Here is a 15,356-nt window from a genome sequence, read left to right as displayed (position 1 = left end):
ACAATATTAGGTCGTCTTCATAAGAAAAAATAATTCCGATAAACGGCACTGCGGACGCCAACGTGACATCCCGACTTTTTCCAAGCATTCTTCGCTCATCAATGGCTACATAATATTGCTGATTAAGAGATTAATTGTTTTAACGAATAATCCCGCGTGTTGAACGTTTAAAGAAATCCGTAAAGAAACTGATCGCGGAATCGGTTTCTGCGATTTGTTCAATTTCCGGCATTACTTCATCAAGGGTTTTGCCACTGCGGTAGATCATTTTATACACATTGCGAATGGCGTGCATTGTCGGTTTATCAAAGCCTCGGCGTTTTAAACCTTCTAAATTGACACCAAACGGACGGGCGTGATTGCCTTGCGCCATAACATAAGGCGGTACATCTTGGCTTACCATTGAACCGCCCCCCAACATAACGTGCGCCCCCACCACCACAAATTGGTGAATTGCCGACATTCCGCCGACAATCACGAAATCATCCAACTCAACGTGGCCGGCAAGAGTCGCATTGTTTGCCAAAATACAGTTATTTTTAATTTGGCAATCGTGTGCTACGTGGACGTTAATCATTAATAGGTTGTTGTTACCAATACGGGTTATCCCCCCACCCTGAATGGTGCCACGGTGAATGGTCACGTGTTCACGAATACGGTTAGCATTACCAATAATGGTTTTTGTCGCTTCGCCTTTGTATTTTAAATCTTGGTTCACTTCACCAATGCTGGCGAATTGATAAATTTCGTTATCTTCACCAATAATGGTATCGCCACGCACAACTACGTGTGATTTCAACAGGGTGCGGGCTTTAATTTCAACAGAACCTTCAACAATACAGAAAGGGCCGATAACAACCTCTTCACCAATGATCGCCCCTTCTTCAACAAGGGCGGCTGGGTGGATTTTTGCACTTGGATGGATCATCATTATCCCCTTTATTAGCGGCGTGCGCACATTAATTTTGCTTCACAAGCAACTTCACCGTTGACACTTGCCACACCGGTGAACGCAGTGATTCCGCGGCGTTCTTTAATCACTTGAACCTGTAATTCCATTTGATCTCCCGGTAACACAGGGCGTTTAAAACGTGCTTCATCAATACCGGCAAAATAGAACAATTCTCCGCCTTTTAATTCGTGGGTTTTAAATGCAAGTATCCCCATTGATTGTGCCAACGCCTCTAAAATAAGTACACCGGGTAAAATAGGCTCACCCGGGAAATGACCGGTAAAACAAGGCTCATTCACGCTGATGTTTTTAATGGCTTTTAGCCATTCACCTTCTTTGTAATCAAGCACGCGATCCACTAATAAAAATGGATAACGGTGCGGTAATAAGGTCATAATTTCTTTTGCTTCGATCACTCGGGATTGTTGTTCTGACACGTTAAGATCCTTAAAAATAACTAAAAAATAATGGCGGATTATACGATATTTGCAGTTAAAAACAAAACGCACCACAAAAGTGCGGTGCGTTTTCCAAGAGAATTAGCCGATTTTCTTTTCAAGGGCTTTCAGTCGTTTATTCATCCCATCAATGCCTAAGGTTAAGGCTGCGGTTTTACGCCATTCTTTGTTGGTTTGTAGCGGAATACCTGAAGAATATACTCCCGGTTCGGTGATTGGTCTCATCACCATTCCCATACCGGTTACGGTGACTTTATCGCAAATTTCCATATGACCGTTGATCACACTTGCGCCACCAATTAAACAATAACGCCCCACCGTTAAACTACCCGCCATAATCACCCCACCGGCGACTGCTGTGCCTGTGCCAATATGCACATTATGGGCAATCTGGCAAAGGTTATCGATAATGACATTATCTTCAATCACGGTGGCATCTAATGCGCCGCGGTCGATACAGGTACAGGCCCCGATTTCAACATTGTTGCCGATAATCACCTGCCCTACTTGTGGAATTTTAATCCAACGGCCGCGATCATTGGCATAACCAAAACCATCGCTACCAATGACGGTACCGGATTGAATGAGGCAGTTCGCACCAATTTCAACATCGTGATAAACGGTCACATTCGCCCAAAGTTGTGTACCCGCACCAATTTTGGTGTTTTTACCCACAAAACAATTCGCCCCGATAGTCACGTTATCGCCAAGCACAACCCCTTCTTCAATCACTGCATTTGCACCGATAGAGACGTTCTCCCCCAAAGAAACACCGTCAAAAATGACCGCACTTGGAGCAATGCCTTGTGCCGCTTTTGGTGTAGTGTCCATATACTGTGCCAAAATCGCATAGGCAACATAAGGATCTTTTACGATAAGCAAATTGCTTTCCAGCGCACAAAATTCTACATCGGCTTCCGACACCACTAAAATGCCTGCCTTAGCCTCTTTTAATAACGGACGAAATTTTGCGTTAGAAATGAAAGTGAGTTGATTTGATTGGGCTTTATCAAGGGGGGCGATATTGGTAACAACGACATCGGCGTTACCGCGAACGGTAGCGCCGATTTGATTCGCCAATTCTTGTAAAGAATAGGATTTTTGCATAATGAGAACCTATTATTTTTTCTCTTCTGCTTTAGCAGGTGCAGCGGCTTTTTCTGTTGCCGGAATAGATTTTAATACTTCTTCCGTAATATCTTTGCCCTCTACCGCAAACACCACAGAGTTTGCATCAAGCACATAGGTATAACCTTTTTCTTTTGCAATTTTATTTGTTGCGGTTTGAATGCTTGCTAACAATTTCTCACGTGCTTCTGCTTGACGTTTCTCATTTTGTTCTTGGAACTCGGCAACTTTTTTATCTTGCTCTTGCATTAATTTCGTAATTGCCGCTTCTTCATTTGCCGCTAATTTATTAATTTCCGCTTCACGTTTTTGCAATTCGGAAGGACGTTGTTTAGGATCTTTAGCATCTTTTTGCAGTGCGGCAACTTTTGCTTCTACTTTTTTGCGGGATGCCACAATTTTTTCATCAATTTCTTTTTTGCTTGCAGCTAATTTATCCGCAATCGGTTTAAATTCCGCATCTAATTTATCCGCAATGGCTTGGCGATCCGGATGGTTTTGGAATAAATAACCGGCGTTGATGAAGGCAATATTTTCATCTGCTGCGGCAAAACCGGAAGCAAGGGCAAGACCTAAAGAAAGTGCGGTTACTTTTAAAACATTTTTCATTGAAATTTCCTCGTTAAATTAATTTGTTAATTGGAACTTGCACGACATTTTGTCTGCCGTGCAAGGCGTTGATATTGACCGAATAATTAAAAAAAAGTTCGATTAGAAAGAACCACCAATGCTAAATTGGAATTGCTCTACATCATCGTTGTCATATTTTTTAATCGGTTTGGCATAAGAGAATACCAAAGGCCCAATCGGTGATTGCCATTGGAAACCAATACCGGCAGAAGCACGAATTCGGCTTGGATCACTATAATCCGGTAAATTGCTGAATATTCTTTTATCCTGCTCTGTCCATTTTGTATTCCATACACTCGCTGCATCCACAAAGAGTGAGGTTCTGACCGAATTTTGATTTTTATCTGCCACAAACGGGGTTGGGATAATTAATTCGGCACTTGCTGTGGCAATCGCATTACCGCCAACAATATCTGTGCTTCCGTTGGTATTATATCCCTCTTCATTACGGGCTTGATCTCTCACCCAGTAAATGGCATTAGGGCCGACCGCACCATAGGCAAAGCCACGTAATGAACCGATTCCCCCTGCGGTATAGTTTTGATAGAACGGTAAACGTTTACCGCCAAAGCCATTTGCATAGCCTAAACCTGCTTTACCGGAAACCACCCAACGATGATCACGATCAAGCGGATAATAGCCTTGAATATCGGCATTTAATTTGTAGTATTTATTATCCGAACCCGGAATTGTTACACGCCCACCAATGCTTGCTTTCACCCCTTTAGTTGGGAAATAACCTCGGTTTAAGCTGTTATAATTCCAACCAAACGATAAATCAAAATCGTGTGTTCTCACAGAAAGAGAATCGGAACGTGTCGGATCTAAACCCATTGAGACTAAATAGAGATCACGGTTGTATTCACGAGAGAAGTTACTAATTTTATTGTAGGTATAACCCAAACCGACATAGTATGAATTGTTTTCATTCACCGGGAAACCAAGGGTAACATTACCGCCGTAGGTGGTACGTTTATAGTTTGATGCGGTGTCGCTGTCGGAGTTATCGTAAGTTTCATAGAATACGTTTCCGCCCAGACTCACACCATCTTTTGTGAAATAGGGTTCGGTATAGCCTAAATTAATGGTTGTGCCGTAGTCATTGCGTGAACCCGCTAAACTGACTGCCGCACCTGTTCCCAAAAAGTTATCCTGTTTTACACTGGCTTGGTAACTGATACCGCTTTCCGTACCATAACCTACACCAAAGTTGATACTACCGGTATTACGTTCTTTTACTTTGTAAACAACGTTAATTTCATCATTTGTGCCTTCGACAGGATCAATTCGGCTTTCTACGCTTTCAAAAAAGCCGGTTCTGTCTAAACGAATTTTACCCAACTCAACCAATTGTGAGTTATACCAAGAACCTTCTTGTTGGCGCATTTCTTGACGCAAGGTACTATCGGCTGAAACCGTATTACCTTCAAACTGAACTTGGCGAACGGATAAACGGCGACCGGCATCTACCACAAAAGTTAATGCCACGGTTTTATTGGCTTCATCAAAGGTTGGTGCAGTCGTGACTGTAGCACTACCATAGCCACGCTCACCCAATCTTGCTTTAATAGCCCCTTCAACTTCCAATACATCGGCTCGGCTAAAAGTATCATTTAAATGGAGACGATTTAATAATGGCTGTAATTCATTTGCCATACCACCCACATTTCCTACAATACGTGCGCTACTTAAATCGTATTTTTCGCCTTCATTAATATCAATCACCACTTCGGCTTTGGTTTGATCATCATTTAATTGAACATCGGTATGCGTGATACGGGCTTTGGCATAACCATTGTTTTGATAATATTCTTGGATTGCCTGTAAATCTTTATCAAACTGGCTACCGTCAAATTTATTGCCCCAAAGTTTCCACCACGCATCCGGTTGCAATTCCATTTGTTCCTGCAACGTGCTACTTGAAATGGCTTGGTTACCGTTAAAAGTAATGGAGGCTAATTTTGCCGTATCATCTTCATCAATTTGAAGGGTGATTTCCGCACGATTATTTGGAAGTGTGTTCACAATGGCATCCACTTTGGCATTATAGCGACCGACACTTTGATAATGCTCTTTCACCCCTTTTACAAATTCATTCAATTTGGCACGATTAAGCACATCGCCGGATTTAAAACCGTTTGCATCCAAATTTTGTTTGAGGGCTTCCGTTGGAATTAATGAATTACCTTTAATATGTACTTCTGAGATGATCGGTTTTGCAATTACGCTCACCACTAACGCATCACCTTCTTGGTAGGCTTTTACATCATCAAATCGACCGCTTACGAATAAAGTACGAACAATATTCGCCACATCATTATCCGTGACACGTTGACCCGAACGAACCGGTAAACTCGCAAGAATTTGTTGTTCTAAATCCCCTTGAACGCCATCCACACGAATGTCTTTTGCCACAAAAGGTGCCGCAAATACGCTTGCTGTCGTACCGAATAATAAACTTGCGATTAGAAGTTTTTTCATCGATTTTGTCCTATTAAATAATATTTATAAACGTAAGAAATCATTGAACAGCGCAAAAACCATTAAGGTTAATAGCAGTGCCGCACCAATGCGATAACTTAAATTCTGAACCCGTTCCGAAACGGGCTTTCCTTTAATTGCTTCCGCCGCCAAGAACACCAAATGACCACCATCTAATACCGGCAACGGAAATAAATTCATAATGCCTAAATTTACACTAATAAGTGCCATAAAGCTCAAAAAATATACCAATCCAATACTTGAAGAAGCACCCGCACCTTTTGCAATGGAAATCGGCCCGCTTAAATTATTCAGGGAAAGATCACCGGTAAATAATTTACCGATCACTTTAACCGTCAACCAAGATAACTGTACGGTTTTTTCTACGCCTTTAGACAGGGCGTCAAGAATACCATATTTTAATTCGGTTCGATACTGCTCGCCTATATTTAAAAAAGTAGGGCTGACCCCAACAAACCAACGTTTATCTTTCTGTTCCGGTTGCAGGGTTTTGTCAAAAATTTGTCCGTCCCGTTCGAGCTTAATTGTAAAAGGCTGCCCTTGTTCGACCTGTTTTATAAAATCCTGCCAGAGAAGTGCGGTCAAATTTTCCGTTAAAATTTTATCCCCCACCTGCAAGCCTGCTTTTTGTGCCGGTGAATTTTCAACAACTTTGGATAAAGTCATTTCAACTTTTGGACGAATCGGATTCATTCCTAAGGATTCAAAGGCACTTTCTTTTTCCGGATCAAATTTCCAGCCCGACAAATCCAATTGTTTTTCATAAGTAACATTGGAACCAAAAGGGGAAAATGTCATCTCCACTTGATCATTCCCCAGCTTTGCCGCAAGCAACATATTAATGGTTTCCCAATCTTCTGCCGCCTCGCCGTCAATTGCGATAATTTGTGAGTTCGGCTCAATTTTTGCCTGTGCCGCAATGGAATGTGGTGAAATATTTTCAATCACCGGTTTAACACTCGGGACACCAACGGAATAAATTACCCAATACGCCATCATCGCAAAAATAAAATTGGCAAATGGCCCTGCGGCAATAATAAAGGCTCGTTGCAGAATGGATTTTTGATCAAAGGCTTGTGATTTTAAGTCGTCCGGTACATTTTCCACCCGCCCATCAAGCATTTTGACATAGCCACCAAGCGGCATTAAGGAAAGCGCAAATTCAGTTCCTTGTTTATCGGTTCGCCGCCAAATCACCTTACCAAAGCCGATAGAAAAACGATGTACTTTTACACCGCACTTTCGTGCAGCCCAAAAGTGTCCAAATTCGTGAACTGCCACTAAGACAGAAATAGCAATAAGAAAAGAGCCAAGCGACCACAAAAATGACATCAACAATCCTTACAACATAAAGAAATAGAAATAAGTGAAAAACGGTACTGCCGCCGTTAAGCTGTCAATGCGATCCAAAATACCACCGTGTCCGGGAATAAGTTGACTGCTATCTTTAATGCCGGCTTCCCGCTTAAACATACTTTCGGTTAAATCCCCTAAAACGGAAATTGCCACCGTTACCACAGAAAGTACCACAAAACCTGCCATTGCACGGTTTCCCAATAAACTTTCGGCGGCAAAATGAATAAATACAAAAGCAAGCACTGCCGCCGTGATTAAACCGCCTAACACCCCCTCCCAAGTTTTACCGGGGGACACTTTCGGCGCAAGTTTATGTTTACCAAAAGCCCGACCGGCAAAATAAGCACCGGAATCAGCCGCCCAAACCAACACAAATACGTAAAGTAATAAGAATAAACCGTGATGAGGATCAAGCGTGTAATTATCTAAACGCAGGCGGAGTACCGCGGCAACAAAAGGGATTAATGTGGAAAAAGCAAAAAGTAATTGAAGTGGTTTATTTTTACGCCAATACTTCGCCGAGTTTGGATAAGTGACCACCAACAACAAGGCAAGTCCCCACCAACCGACCGAATTAATTAATAAAAGCGGGAGATAACTTTCAAATACTCTTCCCGCATCAAGATAATTGCCTTCGGTAAAAAGCCATAAAAAGATAAAAGCACCAAGAAATGCGGCAAGACATAGGCGAACCAAAGGCTGTTTAAAATGCGCAAATTGTGTCCACTCCCATACGCCTAATACCGCAATCAAGCCTAATGCCAACGCAAAATAGAAAGGGGTAAATAAAAATAAGGCACATAGCACCAATGCAATCAGTACAATTGCTGATAATACACGTTCTTTAAGCATAAAATCTCCGCATTATTCTGTCCCGCCAAAACGGCGATGACGTTGTTGATAATCGGCAATCGCCCGATTAAATTCTTTTTCACCAAAATCAGGCCACAACACATCTAAAAAACAAAGCTCTGCATAGGCAATTTGCCAAAGTAAAAAGTTACTAATACGTTGTTCGCCACTGGTGCGAATTAACAGATCCACCGGCGGTTGATTCTGTGTCAGTAAATACTGTTGGAACATCTGTTCTGTAATTTCTTCCGCCGATATATCGCTGTTTTTCACTTTTATGGCAAGTTGTCGGGCGGCTTGAACAATATCCCAACAACCACCGTAATTTGCTGCGATATTTAAGGTAAGTGCGGTATTTTTTTCCGTTAAATGTTCAGCCTTTGCAATTTTTTCTTGCAGTTTTTCGCTAAAACGGGATGTATCGCCAATAATGTTGAGCCGAATATCGTTTTTGTGTAATTTTTTTACTTCGCGATCGAGTGCCTGTATAAAAAGCGTCATTAAGGCATTCACTTCTTGTTCAGGCCGGTTCCAGTTCTCGCTACTGAAAGCATAAAGCGTTAACACTTTCACCCCCACCTCTCGGGCATAACTCACCGCTCGGCGTACGGCGGCAACACCATTGGTATGCCCAAAGATGCGTAATTTATTCCGTTGTTTTGCCCAACGCCCGTTGCCATCCATAATAATAGCAACGTGTTCGGGAATATTATTCTTATCGAGTTCTAACATAAAATAAGAGGATTTATGACCGCACTTTTAATGGCGATCAATCAGTTGTTGTGCAATGACACGTGCCTGAGCATCGACCGCTAATACATCATCAATCGCAGAAATTGTAATACGTGGTATTTTTGCTATGGTTTCTTGATTAATGCGTGCAATATCCATAAAGGAAATTTGACGATCTAAAAAGGCTTGTACGGCGATTTCATTTGCCGCATTCATTGCCGTTGTCGCATACTGCCCTTCTGCAAAGGCATCCATTGCAAGTTTTAAATTAGGATAACGGTTGAAATCCGGTTCAATAAACGTCAATTCTTTGATTTTAAAGAAGTCTAAAGGTTCAACGCCGGCAAGAGTACGGTGCGGATACGCCATCGTTTCTGCAATTGGTGTTCGCATATCCGGATTGCCCATTTGTGCGATGACCGAGCCATCCACATAACGCACCATTGAATGAATGATTGATTGCGGGTGAATAATCACTTCCATTTCATCGGCATTCGCATTAAACAGCCATCGTGCTTCAATATATTCCAAGCCTTTATTCATCATTGTGGCAGAATCTACGGAGATCTTTTTCCCCATTGACCAATTCGGATGTGCCACCGCTTGTTCCGGTGTAATCGTTGCAAATTCATTTAATGGCATATAACGAAAAGGCCCGCCTGAACCGGTCAATATAATTTTACTGATTCCCAGTTCACCTAAAGGGCAAAAACCGATTTGTTGTTGCGCTTCAGGTGGTAAGGACTGAAAAATCGCATTGTGTTCGCTATCTACCGGTAACAACCTTGCCCCATATTGTTTTACCGCATCAATAAAAATCTGCCCACAAGTGACCAAGGCTTCTTTATTGGCTAATAACACGCGTTTACCGGCTTTTACGGCAGATAATGTCGGGAGCAAACCTGCCGCCCCTACAATCGCCGCCATCACTTGATCCGCCTCAGGATGTGCCGCCAAATCACAGATTGCTTGTTGTCCGGCTAATACCTCGGTGGCAACGCCGTGAATTTTGAGTTTTTCACGCAATAGATGCGCTGCATTCAGATCATCAAGTGCAGCAAAGTGCGGTCGAAATTTCACGCATTTTTCAAACATTGTTTCCACATTTTTACCGCCAACCAAGGCAAAAGCGTGGTACTTTTCAGGATTATGTTCAATCACCGATAAGGTACTTTGCCCGATAGATCCGGTAGCCCCCAGAATCACTATATTTTGTTTTTGCATAAAATATCGACCGCACTTTTTAAATAAGAGAATAGAACAAGGGCAGACACGCCGGTCTGCCCCAATAATCGGTTCAGAAATTAGAAATCCATTAGTTCTTTTTCTTTATCCGCCAAAATTTCATCCACTTTTTTGATGTATTGATCGGTTAATTTTTGGATGATTTCTTCTGCTTTATGCTGATCGTTTTCACTGATTTCTTTATCTTTCAATAAGGCTTTGATTTTATCATTGGCATCACGGCGCACATTACGAATTGCCACTTTGCCTTGCTCGCCTTCGCCTTTGACAATTTTGATTAAATCACGGCGACGTTCTTCCGTTAATGGTGGAAGTGGAACACGAATCGTTGTACCCGCAGAAGACGGATTCAACCCTAAATCGGAAGTTAAAATCGCTTTTTCTACCGCACTAATTAATGAACGATCGAACACGGTTACCGCTAACGTACGGGCATCTTCCGCCACCACATTGGCTAATTGGCGTAGAGGGGTTGCCGCACCATAATATTCCACTTGAATCGCATCTAACAAACTTGGTTGCGCACGACCGGTACGGATTTTTGCGATATGCCCTTTTAACGCTTCAAGGCTTTTTTCCATACGCTGTTCGGCATCTTGTCTAATTTCATTAATCATTGAGTTGTCCTTTTATATTTGGCAAAAATAAAACGGGGTGATTTTACTGGATTTTTTACCGTTTTTGAATTGTTTTATTTAGAAAGCATTAAACCCAAATTGATGTTTAATTTTGTCGATTTTCACGATCTTTGCCGCAAAATTTGCAAGATGAAATTGAGGCAATCGATAAGGCTAAGTTATCTTAAACAAAAATGAGATTTAGGATAATGATGATGTGGGATCTTTTTAAACGTCCAATTAATAAAGACAGTCTAGAATCTTGGGTGAAAATTTTGGATGATATTGCCAAAGTTGCAATTTTAGCAATGCCTGTTATAGTGTACGGCGAAAAGTCGATTTTATTTAAAATAACAAATGTCATCTTGTTAGTAGTAACAACCTATCTATTACTCTTTATCTCAAATGTATTGAGAAAAAATAAACAATCCTTAACAGAGGAGAAATGAAAATGGATATTATGATTGGTTTGTTAGTTATCATAATGCTTCTACTTGCATTTAATTTTGCAATTCAACGGGCAATTAAGGAAGCGGAAAAAGAAAAATCTCAAAAATAATAAACAAAACGGCAGAACCCAATTCTGCCGTTTTTACATTTAATATCCGATTAACAAATCGTTGTCCCTTCATCTGTGCCTAACACCACATTGCGTAACGCACCCGGTCTTCCCATATTAAACACGCGAATCGGCATACCGTGATCACGCGCTAAAGTAAACGCAGCTAAATCCATCACTTGTAATTCTTTATCAATCACTTCTGCATAAGTCAGGTTTTTATAAAGTTTTGCATCGGTATTTTTTGCCGGATCGCAATCATACACGCCATCTACTTTGGTTGCCTTCAATACCACATCCGCTTCAATTTCAATACCGCGTAAGCAAGCGGCGGAATCGGTGGTGAAAAATGGACTACCCGTACCGGCGGAGAAAATCACCACACGTTTCTCACGTAACATTTTGATCGCTTCAGACCAGTTATAAGTGTCACAAATCCCGTTTAATTGAAATGCCGACATTAATTTGGCATTCACATCCGCACGATGTAGGGCATCACGCATTGCCAACCCATTCATTACCGTTGCAAGCATTCCCATATGGTCACCCACCACACGATTCATTCCGGCTTTAGCGAGTTTTGCACCACGGAATAAGTTACCGCCACCAAGTACAACGCCCACTTCCACGCCCATTTCCACCAGCTCTTTAATCTCTAATGCCATACGATCAAGAATGGAGGGATCAATGCCAAATCCTTCCTCACCCTGTAATGCTTCACCACTTAATTTCAATAAAATACGTTTATAAATTGGTTGGCTCATTGTCTTTTCCTTTTTGGGGTTAAAAAATTGTCTTATTTTATAGAATAAGCGTGCAAGAGTGAAGAAGTTAAGGATGGAAATTCCAATTAAAAAAGGGATAATAAGCGCGTTTATTTTTAGCAAAGAGAGAATATGAAAACACAAAAAACTCCGCCAATTTTGACCGCACTTTTTATTATTGTTTGTGCGGCGGCTGCCGGCTACTTTATGTTGATTGGCTCAGGAATGTTTCCCCACCCCAATATTGAGCTAATTTTACTTGCCACCACTATTATTCTTTTATTAAGCAGTAGCAAAAAAATCTTCTACATTGTGCTGCTTCCGCTTTCCTTTGTGTATGCGATTTACACGCCAACAGGATTAAATTTTGGTGCACCGAGTTATCAGTATATCGCCTCCCTTTTCGCCACAGATATGTTGGAAACCAAAGAATTCTTGTTGCAAATTCCGCTGAGCAGTTACTTCATCGCGTTGGCTATCCCTCTTTTGGTATTTCTGCAATATAAAAGTGCGGTCAAATTCGGCGTTAAATTTTATCGCAATAAAACCTTCATTGCCGTTGCTGCCCTGCTTTTCGCTTACCATCTTCCACTTGCCGATCCATTGAAAGAAACCATTAATTCAACGGCAAAAATTTACGATGAAATGAATAAATTAAAACAAATGTCGCAATCGGATAATTGGGGAAAATCCACCTTAGAAAACAGTCGGTACGATGATTATGTGATTGTATTGGGGGAAAGTGCGCGCAGTGATTATCATCAGGCTTATGGTTATCCCATTGAAAATACGCCCTTTATGTCAAATGCAAAAGGCACGTTGATTAATGGCTTTCGCTCCGCCGGAACAAACACCGTGGCTTCGCTACGCCTAATGCTCACCCTTCCCAACAAAGAAAAATGGGAACCCGACTATGAACTCAGTTTAGTGGATTTAATTAAATCGGCAGGCATCAAAACCTATTGGCTTTCCAACCAAGGATTTTTAGGGGAATTTGATACACCGGTTTCTTCCCTCGCCTCAAAATCGGATGAAACCGTTTTCTTGAAAAAAGGCGGCAGTTTTAACTCTAACAATTACAGTGATTTTGATCTCTTACCCAAATTCGCTCAAGTATTGGAAGCGCCAATTCAGGGAAAACGCTTTATTTTGTTACACCTTTATGGCTCGCATCCACTGGCTTGTGATCGCTTGGAAGATTACCCCAAAATTTTTAACGAAAAAGAAATTGATCCCAAATTCGGTTACTTAAATTGCTATATTTCTTCCATCAAAAAAACCGATGAATTTTTAAAGCGAGTGTATGAAAAACTGCAAGAAAACGGGCAAAAAACGCACCGCACTTTTTCGATGATTTACCTTTCCGATCACGGTTTATGCCATCAGCAAGATGAAAAACACAATGTACTGTTATTCAATCAAAACTGTTTTAGTCGTGAACATCATAATATTCCATTGTTTAAGATTTCTTCCGATGATACCGAACGCCGGGAATATAAGGTGTTTAAATCCGGTTTAAATTTCTTGGAAGGCATTGCAAATTGGATAGGCATAAAAAATCCTAAACTTACACCGGAAGAAGATTTATTTTCTAATGAATCGGACAAGGATGACTTTGGTTTGCAAAAACGAATTGATGAAAAATATCGTCAAGATGATGATCCGGCGATAGATATTCGCCCGGCACAAAAATAGAAAAGCAAAAATAAAAAAACAAAAAAGCCGATAAATATCGGCTTTTTTATGATTCCACAAAGGAAAGAATTAAGCGTTACCGCCGGTGATTTTTGCCACTTCTGCTGCGAAATCTTCTTCCACTTTTTCAATACCTTCGCCCACTTCTAAACGAATAAAGTTGGTTACTTTGGTATTAACAGATTTTAAGTAATCGCCTACAGTAACGGAAGGATCCATAACGAATGCTTGACCGGTTAAAGAAACTTCGCCGGTGAATTTTTTCATACGGCCTTCAACCATTTTCTCAGCGATTTCTTTTGGTTTACCGGAGTTGATTGCAATATCAATTTGGATTTGACGTTCGTGTTCAACCACTTCGGCAGACACATCTTCCGGATTCACAAACTCAGGTTTAGATGCCGCAACGTGCATTGCCACTTTACGTAATTCTTCTTCAGAACCTTCACCTGCAACCAATACGCCAATTTTCGCACCGTGTAAGTATTGTGCGATCACTTGACCGTCTAAGTAAGCAACACGGCGGATTGTCATATTTTCACCAATTTTTGCCACTAATGCCGCACGTTTTTCTTCAAACTGTGCTTGTAATTGCTCAATTGTTGTACCTTTGTTTGCCGCTGCGAAGTCTGCTACTTCATTTGCTAAACCTAAGAAACCGGCATCTTTTGCTACGAAGTCGGTTTCACAGTTCATTTCAACCAACACACCGAAACCTGCGCCAACACGTGCAAGGATAACACCTTCAGCCGCTACACGACCTGCTTTTTTCGCCGCTTTTGCTTGGCCTGATTTACGCATATTGTCGATGGCTAACTCAATATCGCCGTTTGCTTCAACTAATGCTTTTTTACATTCCATCATACCTGCGCCGGTACGTTCACGAAGTTCTTTTACTAATGACGCTGTAATTTCAGCCATTTTAAAAATCCTCAGTCTTAAAGTGCGGTCGTTTTTGCCACACTTTTTTAGATAAAATAACAGGGACTAAATTTAGCCCCTGTGCCAATTAATCGTCTTGATTAATAAGGGCTAAGCCTTATTTCGATAACTTGAATTATTCTGCGTCTGCCGCTGATTCTTCAGCAACTTGTGCTTCGTTACCACGACCTTCTTTCATCGCAGCCGCTGCCGCCGTTAAGTAAAGTTGGATTGCACGGGTTGCGTCATCGTTACCCGGGATAACAAAATCCACACCAGCCGGCGTAGAGTTGGTATCAACGATAGCAAATACAGGAATACCCAAGTTGTTTGCTTCTTTTACGGCGATATGTTCGTGGTCGGCACCGATAACAAATAATGCATCCGGTAAACCACCCATATCTTTGATACCGCCAAGGCTTAATTCAAGTTTTTCCATCTCACGGCTACGCATTAACGCTTCTTTTTTGGTTAATTTGTCGAAAGTGCCGTCTTGAGATTGTGCTTCTAAATCTTTTAAACGTTTAATTGATTGACGAACCGTTTTCCAGTTAGTCAACATACCACCTAACCAACGGTGGTTTACATAATATTGTTGACAATCTAATGCTGCCGCTTGAACCGCTTCAGACGCTGCACGTTTTGTACCCACAAATAAAACTTTACCGTTATTGCTCGCAATGCGGGTTAATTCTGCTAATGCTTCATTAAATAAAGGTAAGGTTTTTTCAAGGTTGATGATGTGAACACCATTACGCGCACCAAAAATGAAAGGTTTCATTTGTGGGTTCCAGTAACGTGTTTGGTGTCCGAAGTGTACGCCCGCGTTGATCATATCGCGCATTGAAACTTGTGCCATAATATTTTCCTTTTAATTGGGGTTGAGCCTCCACATATCAGCCCATCGACCGTTTGGCACCCCGATGAAGCCTTGATGATATGTGT

At 41.4% G+C, this 15,356-nt stretch carries 15 protein-coding genes; 2 read left to right on the top strand and 13 right to left on the bottom strand.

Features of this window, described 5'->3' with window-relative positions:
• Nucleotides 1-139 precede the first annotated feature (139 nt).
• The 10 genes from lpxA to frr form a co-directional block, all read right to left on the bottom strand.
• Nucleotides 140-928, bottom strand: a complete 789-nt coding sequence (gene lpxA, locus BKL49_RS08560) for an acyl-ACP--UDP-N-acetylglucosamine O-acyltransferase (RefSeq protein WP_077424510.1) — start codon at nt 926-928, stop codon at nt 140-142.
• 14 nt (nt 929-942) lie between these two features.
• Nucleotides 943-1,389, bottom strand: coding sequence for a 3-hydroxyacyl-ACP dehydratase FabZ (fabZ, locus tag BKL49_RS08555; RefSeq protein WP_077424508.1), 447 nt, complete (start codon nt 1,387-1,389; stop codon nt 943-945).
• Between the two features lie 102 nt (nt 1,390-1,491).
• A complete protein-coding gene (gene lpxD / locus BKL49_RS08550) occupies nt 1,492-2,517 on the bottom strand; it encodes a UDP-3-O-(3-hydroxymyristoyl)glucosamine N-acyltransferase (protein ID WP_077424506.1) in 1,026 nt (341 codons plus the stop codon).
• Nucleotides 2,518-2,529: 12 nt separating this feature from the next.
• A complete protein-coding gene (locus BKL49_RS08545) occupies nt 2,530-3,147 on the bottom strand; it encodes an OmpH/Skp family outer membrane protein (protein WP_077424504.1) in 618 nt (205 codons plus the stop codon).
• Between the two features lie 102 nt (nt 3,148-3,249).
• Nucleotides 3,250-5,649 carry an outer membrane protein assembly factor BamA gene (gene bamA, locus BKL49_RS08540; RefSeq protein WP_077424501.1) on the bottom strand — a complete coding sequence of 800 codons (2,400 nt, stop codon included), beginning with the start codon at nt 5,647-5,649 and terminating at the stop codon, nt 3,250-3,252.
• A 24-nt stretch (nt 5,650-5,673) separates the two neighbouring features.
• Nucleotides 5,674-7,002, bottom strand: coding sequence for a sigma E protease regulator RseP (gene rseP, locus BKL49_RS08535; protein WP_077424499.1), 1,329 nt, complete (start codon nt 7,000-7,002; stop codon nt 5,674-5,676).
• A 9-nt stretch (nt 7,003-7,011) separates the two neighbouring features.
• Nucleotides 7,012-7,878, bottom strand: coding sequence for a phosphatidate cytidylyltransferase (locus BKL49_RS08530; protein WP_077424496.1), 867 nt, complete (start codon nt 7,876-7,878; stop codon nt 7,012-7,014).
• 12 nt (nt 7,879-7,890) lie between these two features.
• Nucleotides 7,891-8,610 carry a polyprenyl diphosphate synthase gene (uppS, locus tag BKL49_RS08525; protein WP_077424494.1) on the bottom strand — a complete coding sequence of 240 codons (720 nt, stop codon included), beginning with the start codon at nt 8,608-8,610 and terminating at the stop codon, nt 7,891-7,893.
• Between the two features lie 27 nt (nt 8,611-8,637).
• Nucleotides 8,638-9,834, bottom strand: a complete 1,197-nt coding sequence (gene ispC / locus BKL49_RS08520; protein WP_077424492.1) for a 1-deoxy-D-xylulose-5-phosphate reductoisomerase — start codon at nt 9,832-9,834, stop codon at nt 8,638-8,640.
• Nucleotides 9,835-9,914: 80 nt separating this feature from the next.
• The gene (frr, locus tag BKL49_RS08515; protein ID WP_077424490.1) at nt 9,915-10,472 is read right to left on the bottom strand and encodes a ribosome recycling factor; all 558 of its coding nucleotides are present in this window, start codon (nt 10,470-10,472) and stop codon (nt 9,915-9,917) included.
• 212 nt (nt 10,473-10,684) lie between these two features.
• Between frr and BKL49_RS08510 the strand changes: the two genes are divergently transcribed.
• On the top strand, nt 10,685-10,921 hold the full coding sequence (locus BKL49_RS08510; protein WP_425271880.1) for a hypothetical protein: 237 nt from the start codon (nt 10,685-10,687) through the stop codon (nt 10,919-10,921).
• Between the two features lie 160 nt (nt 10,922-11,081).
• Here BKL49_RS08510 and pyrH read toward each other — a convergent pair whose 3' ends face one another.
• Nucleotides 11,082-11,795, bottom strand: coding sequence for a UMP kinase (gene pyrH / locus BKL49_RS08505; protein ID WP_077424486.1), 714 nt, complete (start codon nt 11,793-11,795; stop codon nt 11,082-11,084).
• A 132-nt stretch (nt 11,796-11,927) separates the two neighbouring features.
• On the opposite strand from pyrH, the gene BKL49_RS08500 reads away from it, so the two are divergent.
• Nucleotides 11,928-13,490: a phosphoethanolamine transferase gene (locus BKL49_RS08500; protein ID WP_077424484.1), complete on the top strand. Its 1,563-nt coding sequence runs from the start codon at nt 11,928-11,930 to the stop codon at nt 13,488-13,490.
• A gap of 69 nt (nt 13,491-13,559) precedes the next feature.
• Here BKL49_RS08500 and tsf read toward each other — a convergent pair whose 3' ends face one another.
• Nucleotides 13,560-14,411 carry a translation elongation factor Ts gene (gene tsf, locus BKL49_RS08495; protein WP_077424482.1) on the bottom strand — a complete coding sequence of 284 codons (852 nt, stop codon included), beginning with the start codon at nt 14,409-14,411 and terminating at the stop codon, nt 13,560-13,562.
• Nucleotides 14,412-14,547: 136 nt separating this feature from the next.
• A complete protein-coding gene (rpsB, locus tag BKL49_RS08490; protein ID WP_077424480.1) occupies nt 14,548-15,270 on the bottom strand; it encodes a 30S ribosomal protein S2 in 723 nt (240 codons plus the stop codon).
• Between the last annotated feature and the right edge of the window lie 86 nt (nt 15,271-15,356).

Source organism: Rodentibacter myodis, from assembly GCF_001999305.1.
Lineage (GTDB): Bacteria > Pseudomonadota > Gammaproteobacteria > Enterobacterales > Pasteurellaceae > Rodentibacter > Rodentibacter myodis.
Note: the sequence above shows the minus strand (reverse complement) of the source record. Positions and strands in the feature narration are given on the sequence as shown.

Excerpts from the sequence above, each read along its gene's own strand:
- lpxA (WP_077424510.1), bottom strand. The coding sequence starts at position 928 with ATGATCCATCCAAGTGCAAAAATCCACCCAGCCGCCCTTGTTGAAGAA.
- lpxD (WP_077424506.1), bottom strand. The coding sequence starts at position 2,517 with ATGCAAAAATCCTATTCTTTACAAGAATTGGCGAATCAAATCGGCGCT.
- BKL49_RS08545 (WP_077424504.1), bottom strand. The coding sequence starts at position 3,147 with ATGAAAAATGTTTTAAAAGTAACCGCACTTTCTTTAGGTCTTGCCCTT.
- bamA (WP_077424501.1), bottom strand. The coding sequence starts at position 5,649 with ATGAAAAAACTTCTAATCGCAAGTTTATTATTCGGTACGACAGCAAGC.
- rseP (WP_077424499.1), bottom strand. The coding sequence starts at position 7,002 with ATGTCATTTTTGTGGTCGCTTGGCTCTTTTCTTATTGCTATTTCTGTC.
- BKL49_RS08530 (WP_077424496.1), bottom strand. The coding sequence starts at position 7,878 with ATGCTTAAAGAACGTGTATTATCAGCAATTGTACTGATTGCATTGGTG.
- uppS (WP_077424494.1), bottom strand. The coding sequence starts at position 8,610 with ATGTTAGAACTCGATAAGAATAATATTCCCGAACACGTTGCTATTATT.
- ispC (WP_077424492.1), bottom strand. The coding sequence starts at position 9,834 with ATGCAAAAACAAAATATAGTGATTCTGGGGGCTACCGGATCTATCGGG.
- frr (WP_077424490.1), bottom strand. The coding sequence starts at position 10,472 with ATGATTAATGAAATTAGACAAGATGCCGAACAGCGTATGGAAAAAAGC.
- BKL49_RS08510 (WP_425271880.1), top strand. The coding sequence starts at position 10,685 with ATGATGTGGGATCTTTTTAAACGTCCAATTAATAAAGACAGTCTAGAA.
- pyrH (WP_077424486.1), bottom strand. The coding sequence starts at position 11,795 with ATGAGCCAACCAATTTATAAACGTATTTTATTGAAATTAAGTGGTGAA.
- BKL49_RS08500 (WP_077424484.1), top strand. The coding sequence starts at position 11,928 with ATGAAAACACAAAAAACTCCGCCAATTTTGACCGCACTTTTTATTATT.
- tsf (WP_077424482.1), bottom strand. The coding sequence starts at position 14,411 with ATGGCTGAAATTACAGCGTCATTAGTAAAAGAACTTCGTGAACGTACC.
- rpsB (WP_077424480.1), bottom strand. The coding sequence starts at position 15,270 with ATGGCACAAGTTTCAATGCGCGATATGATCAACGCGGGCGTACACTTC.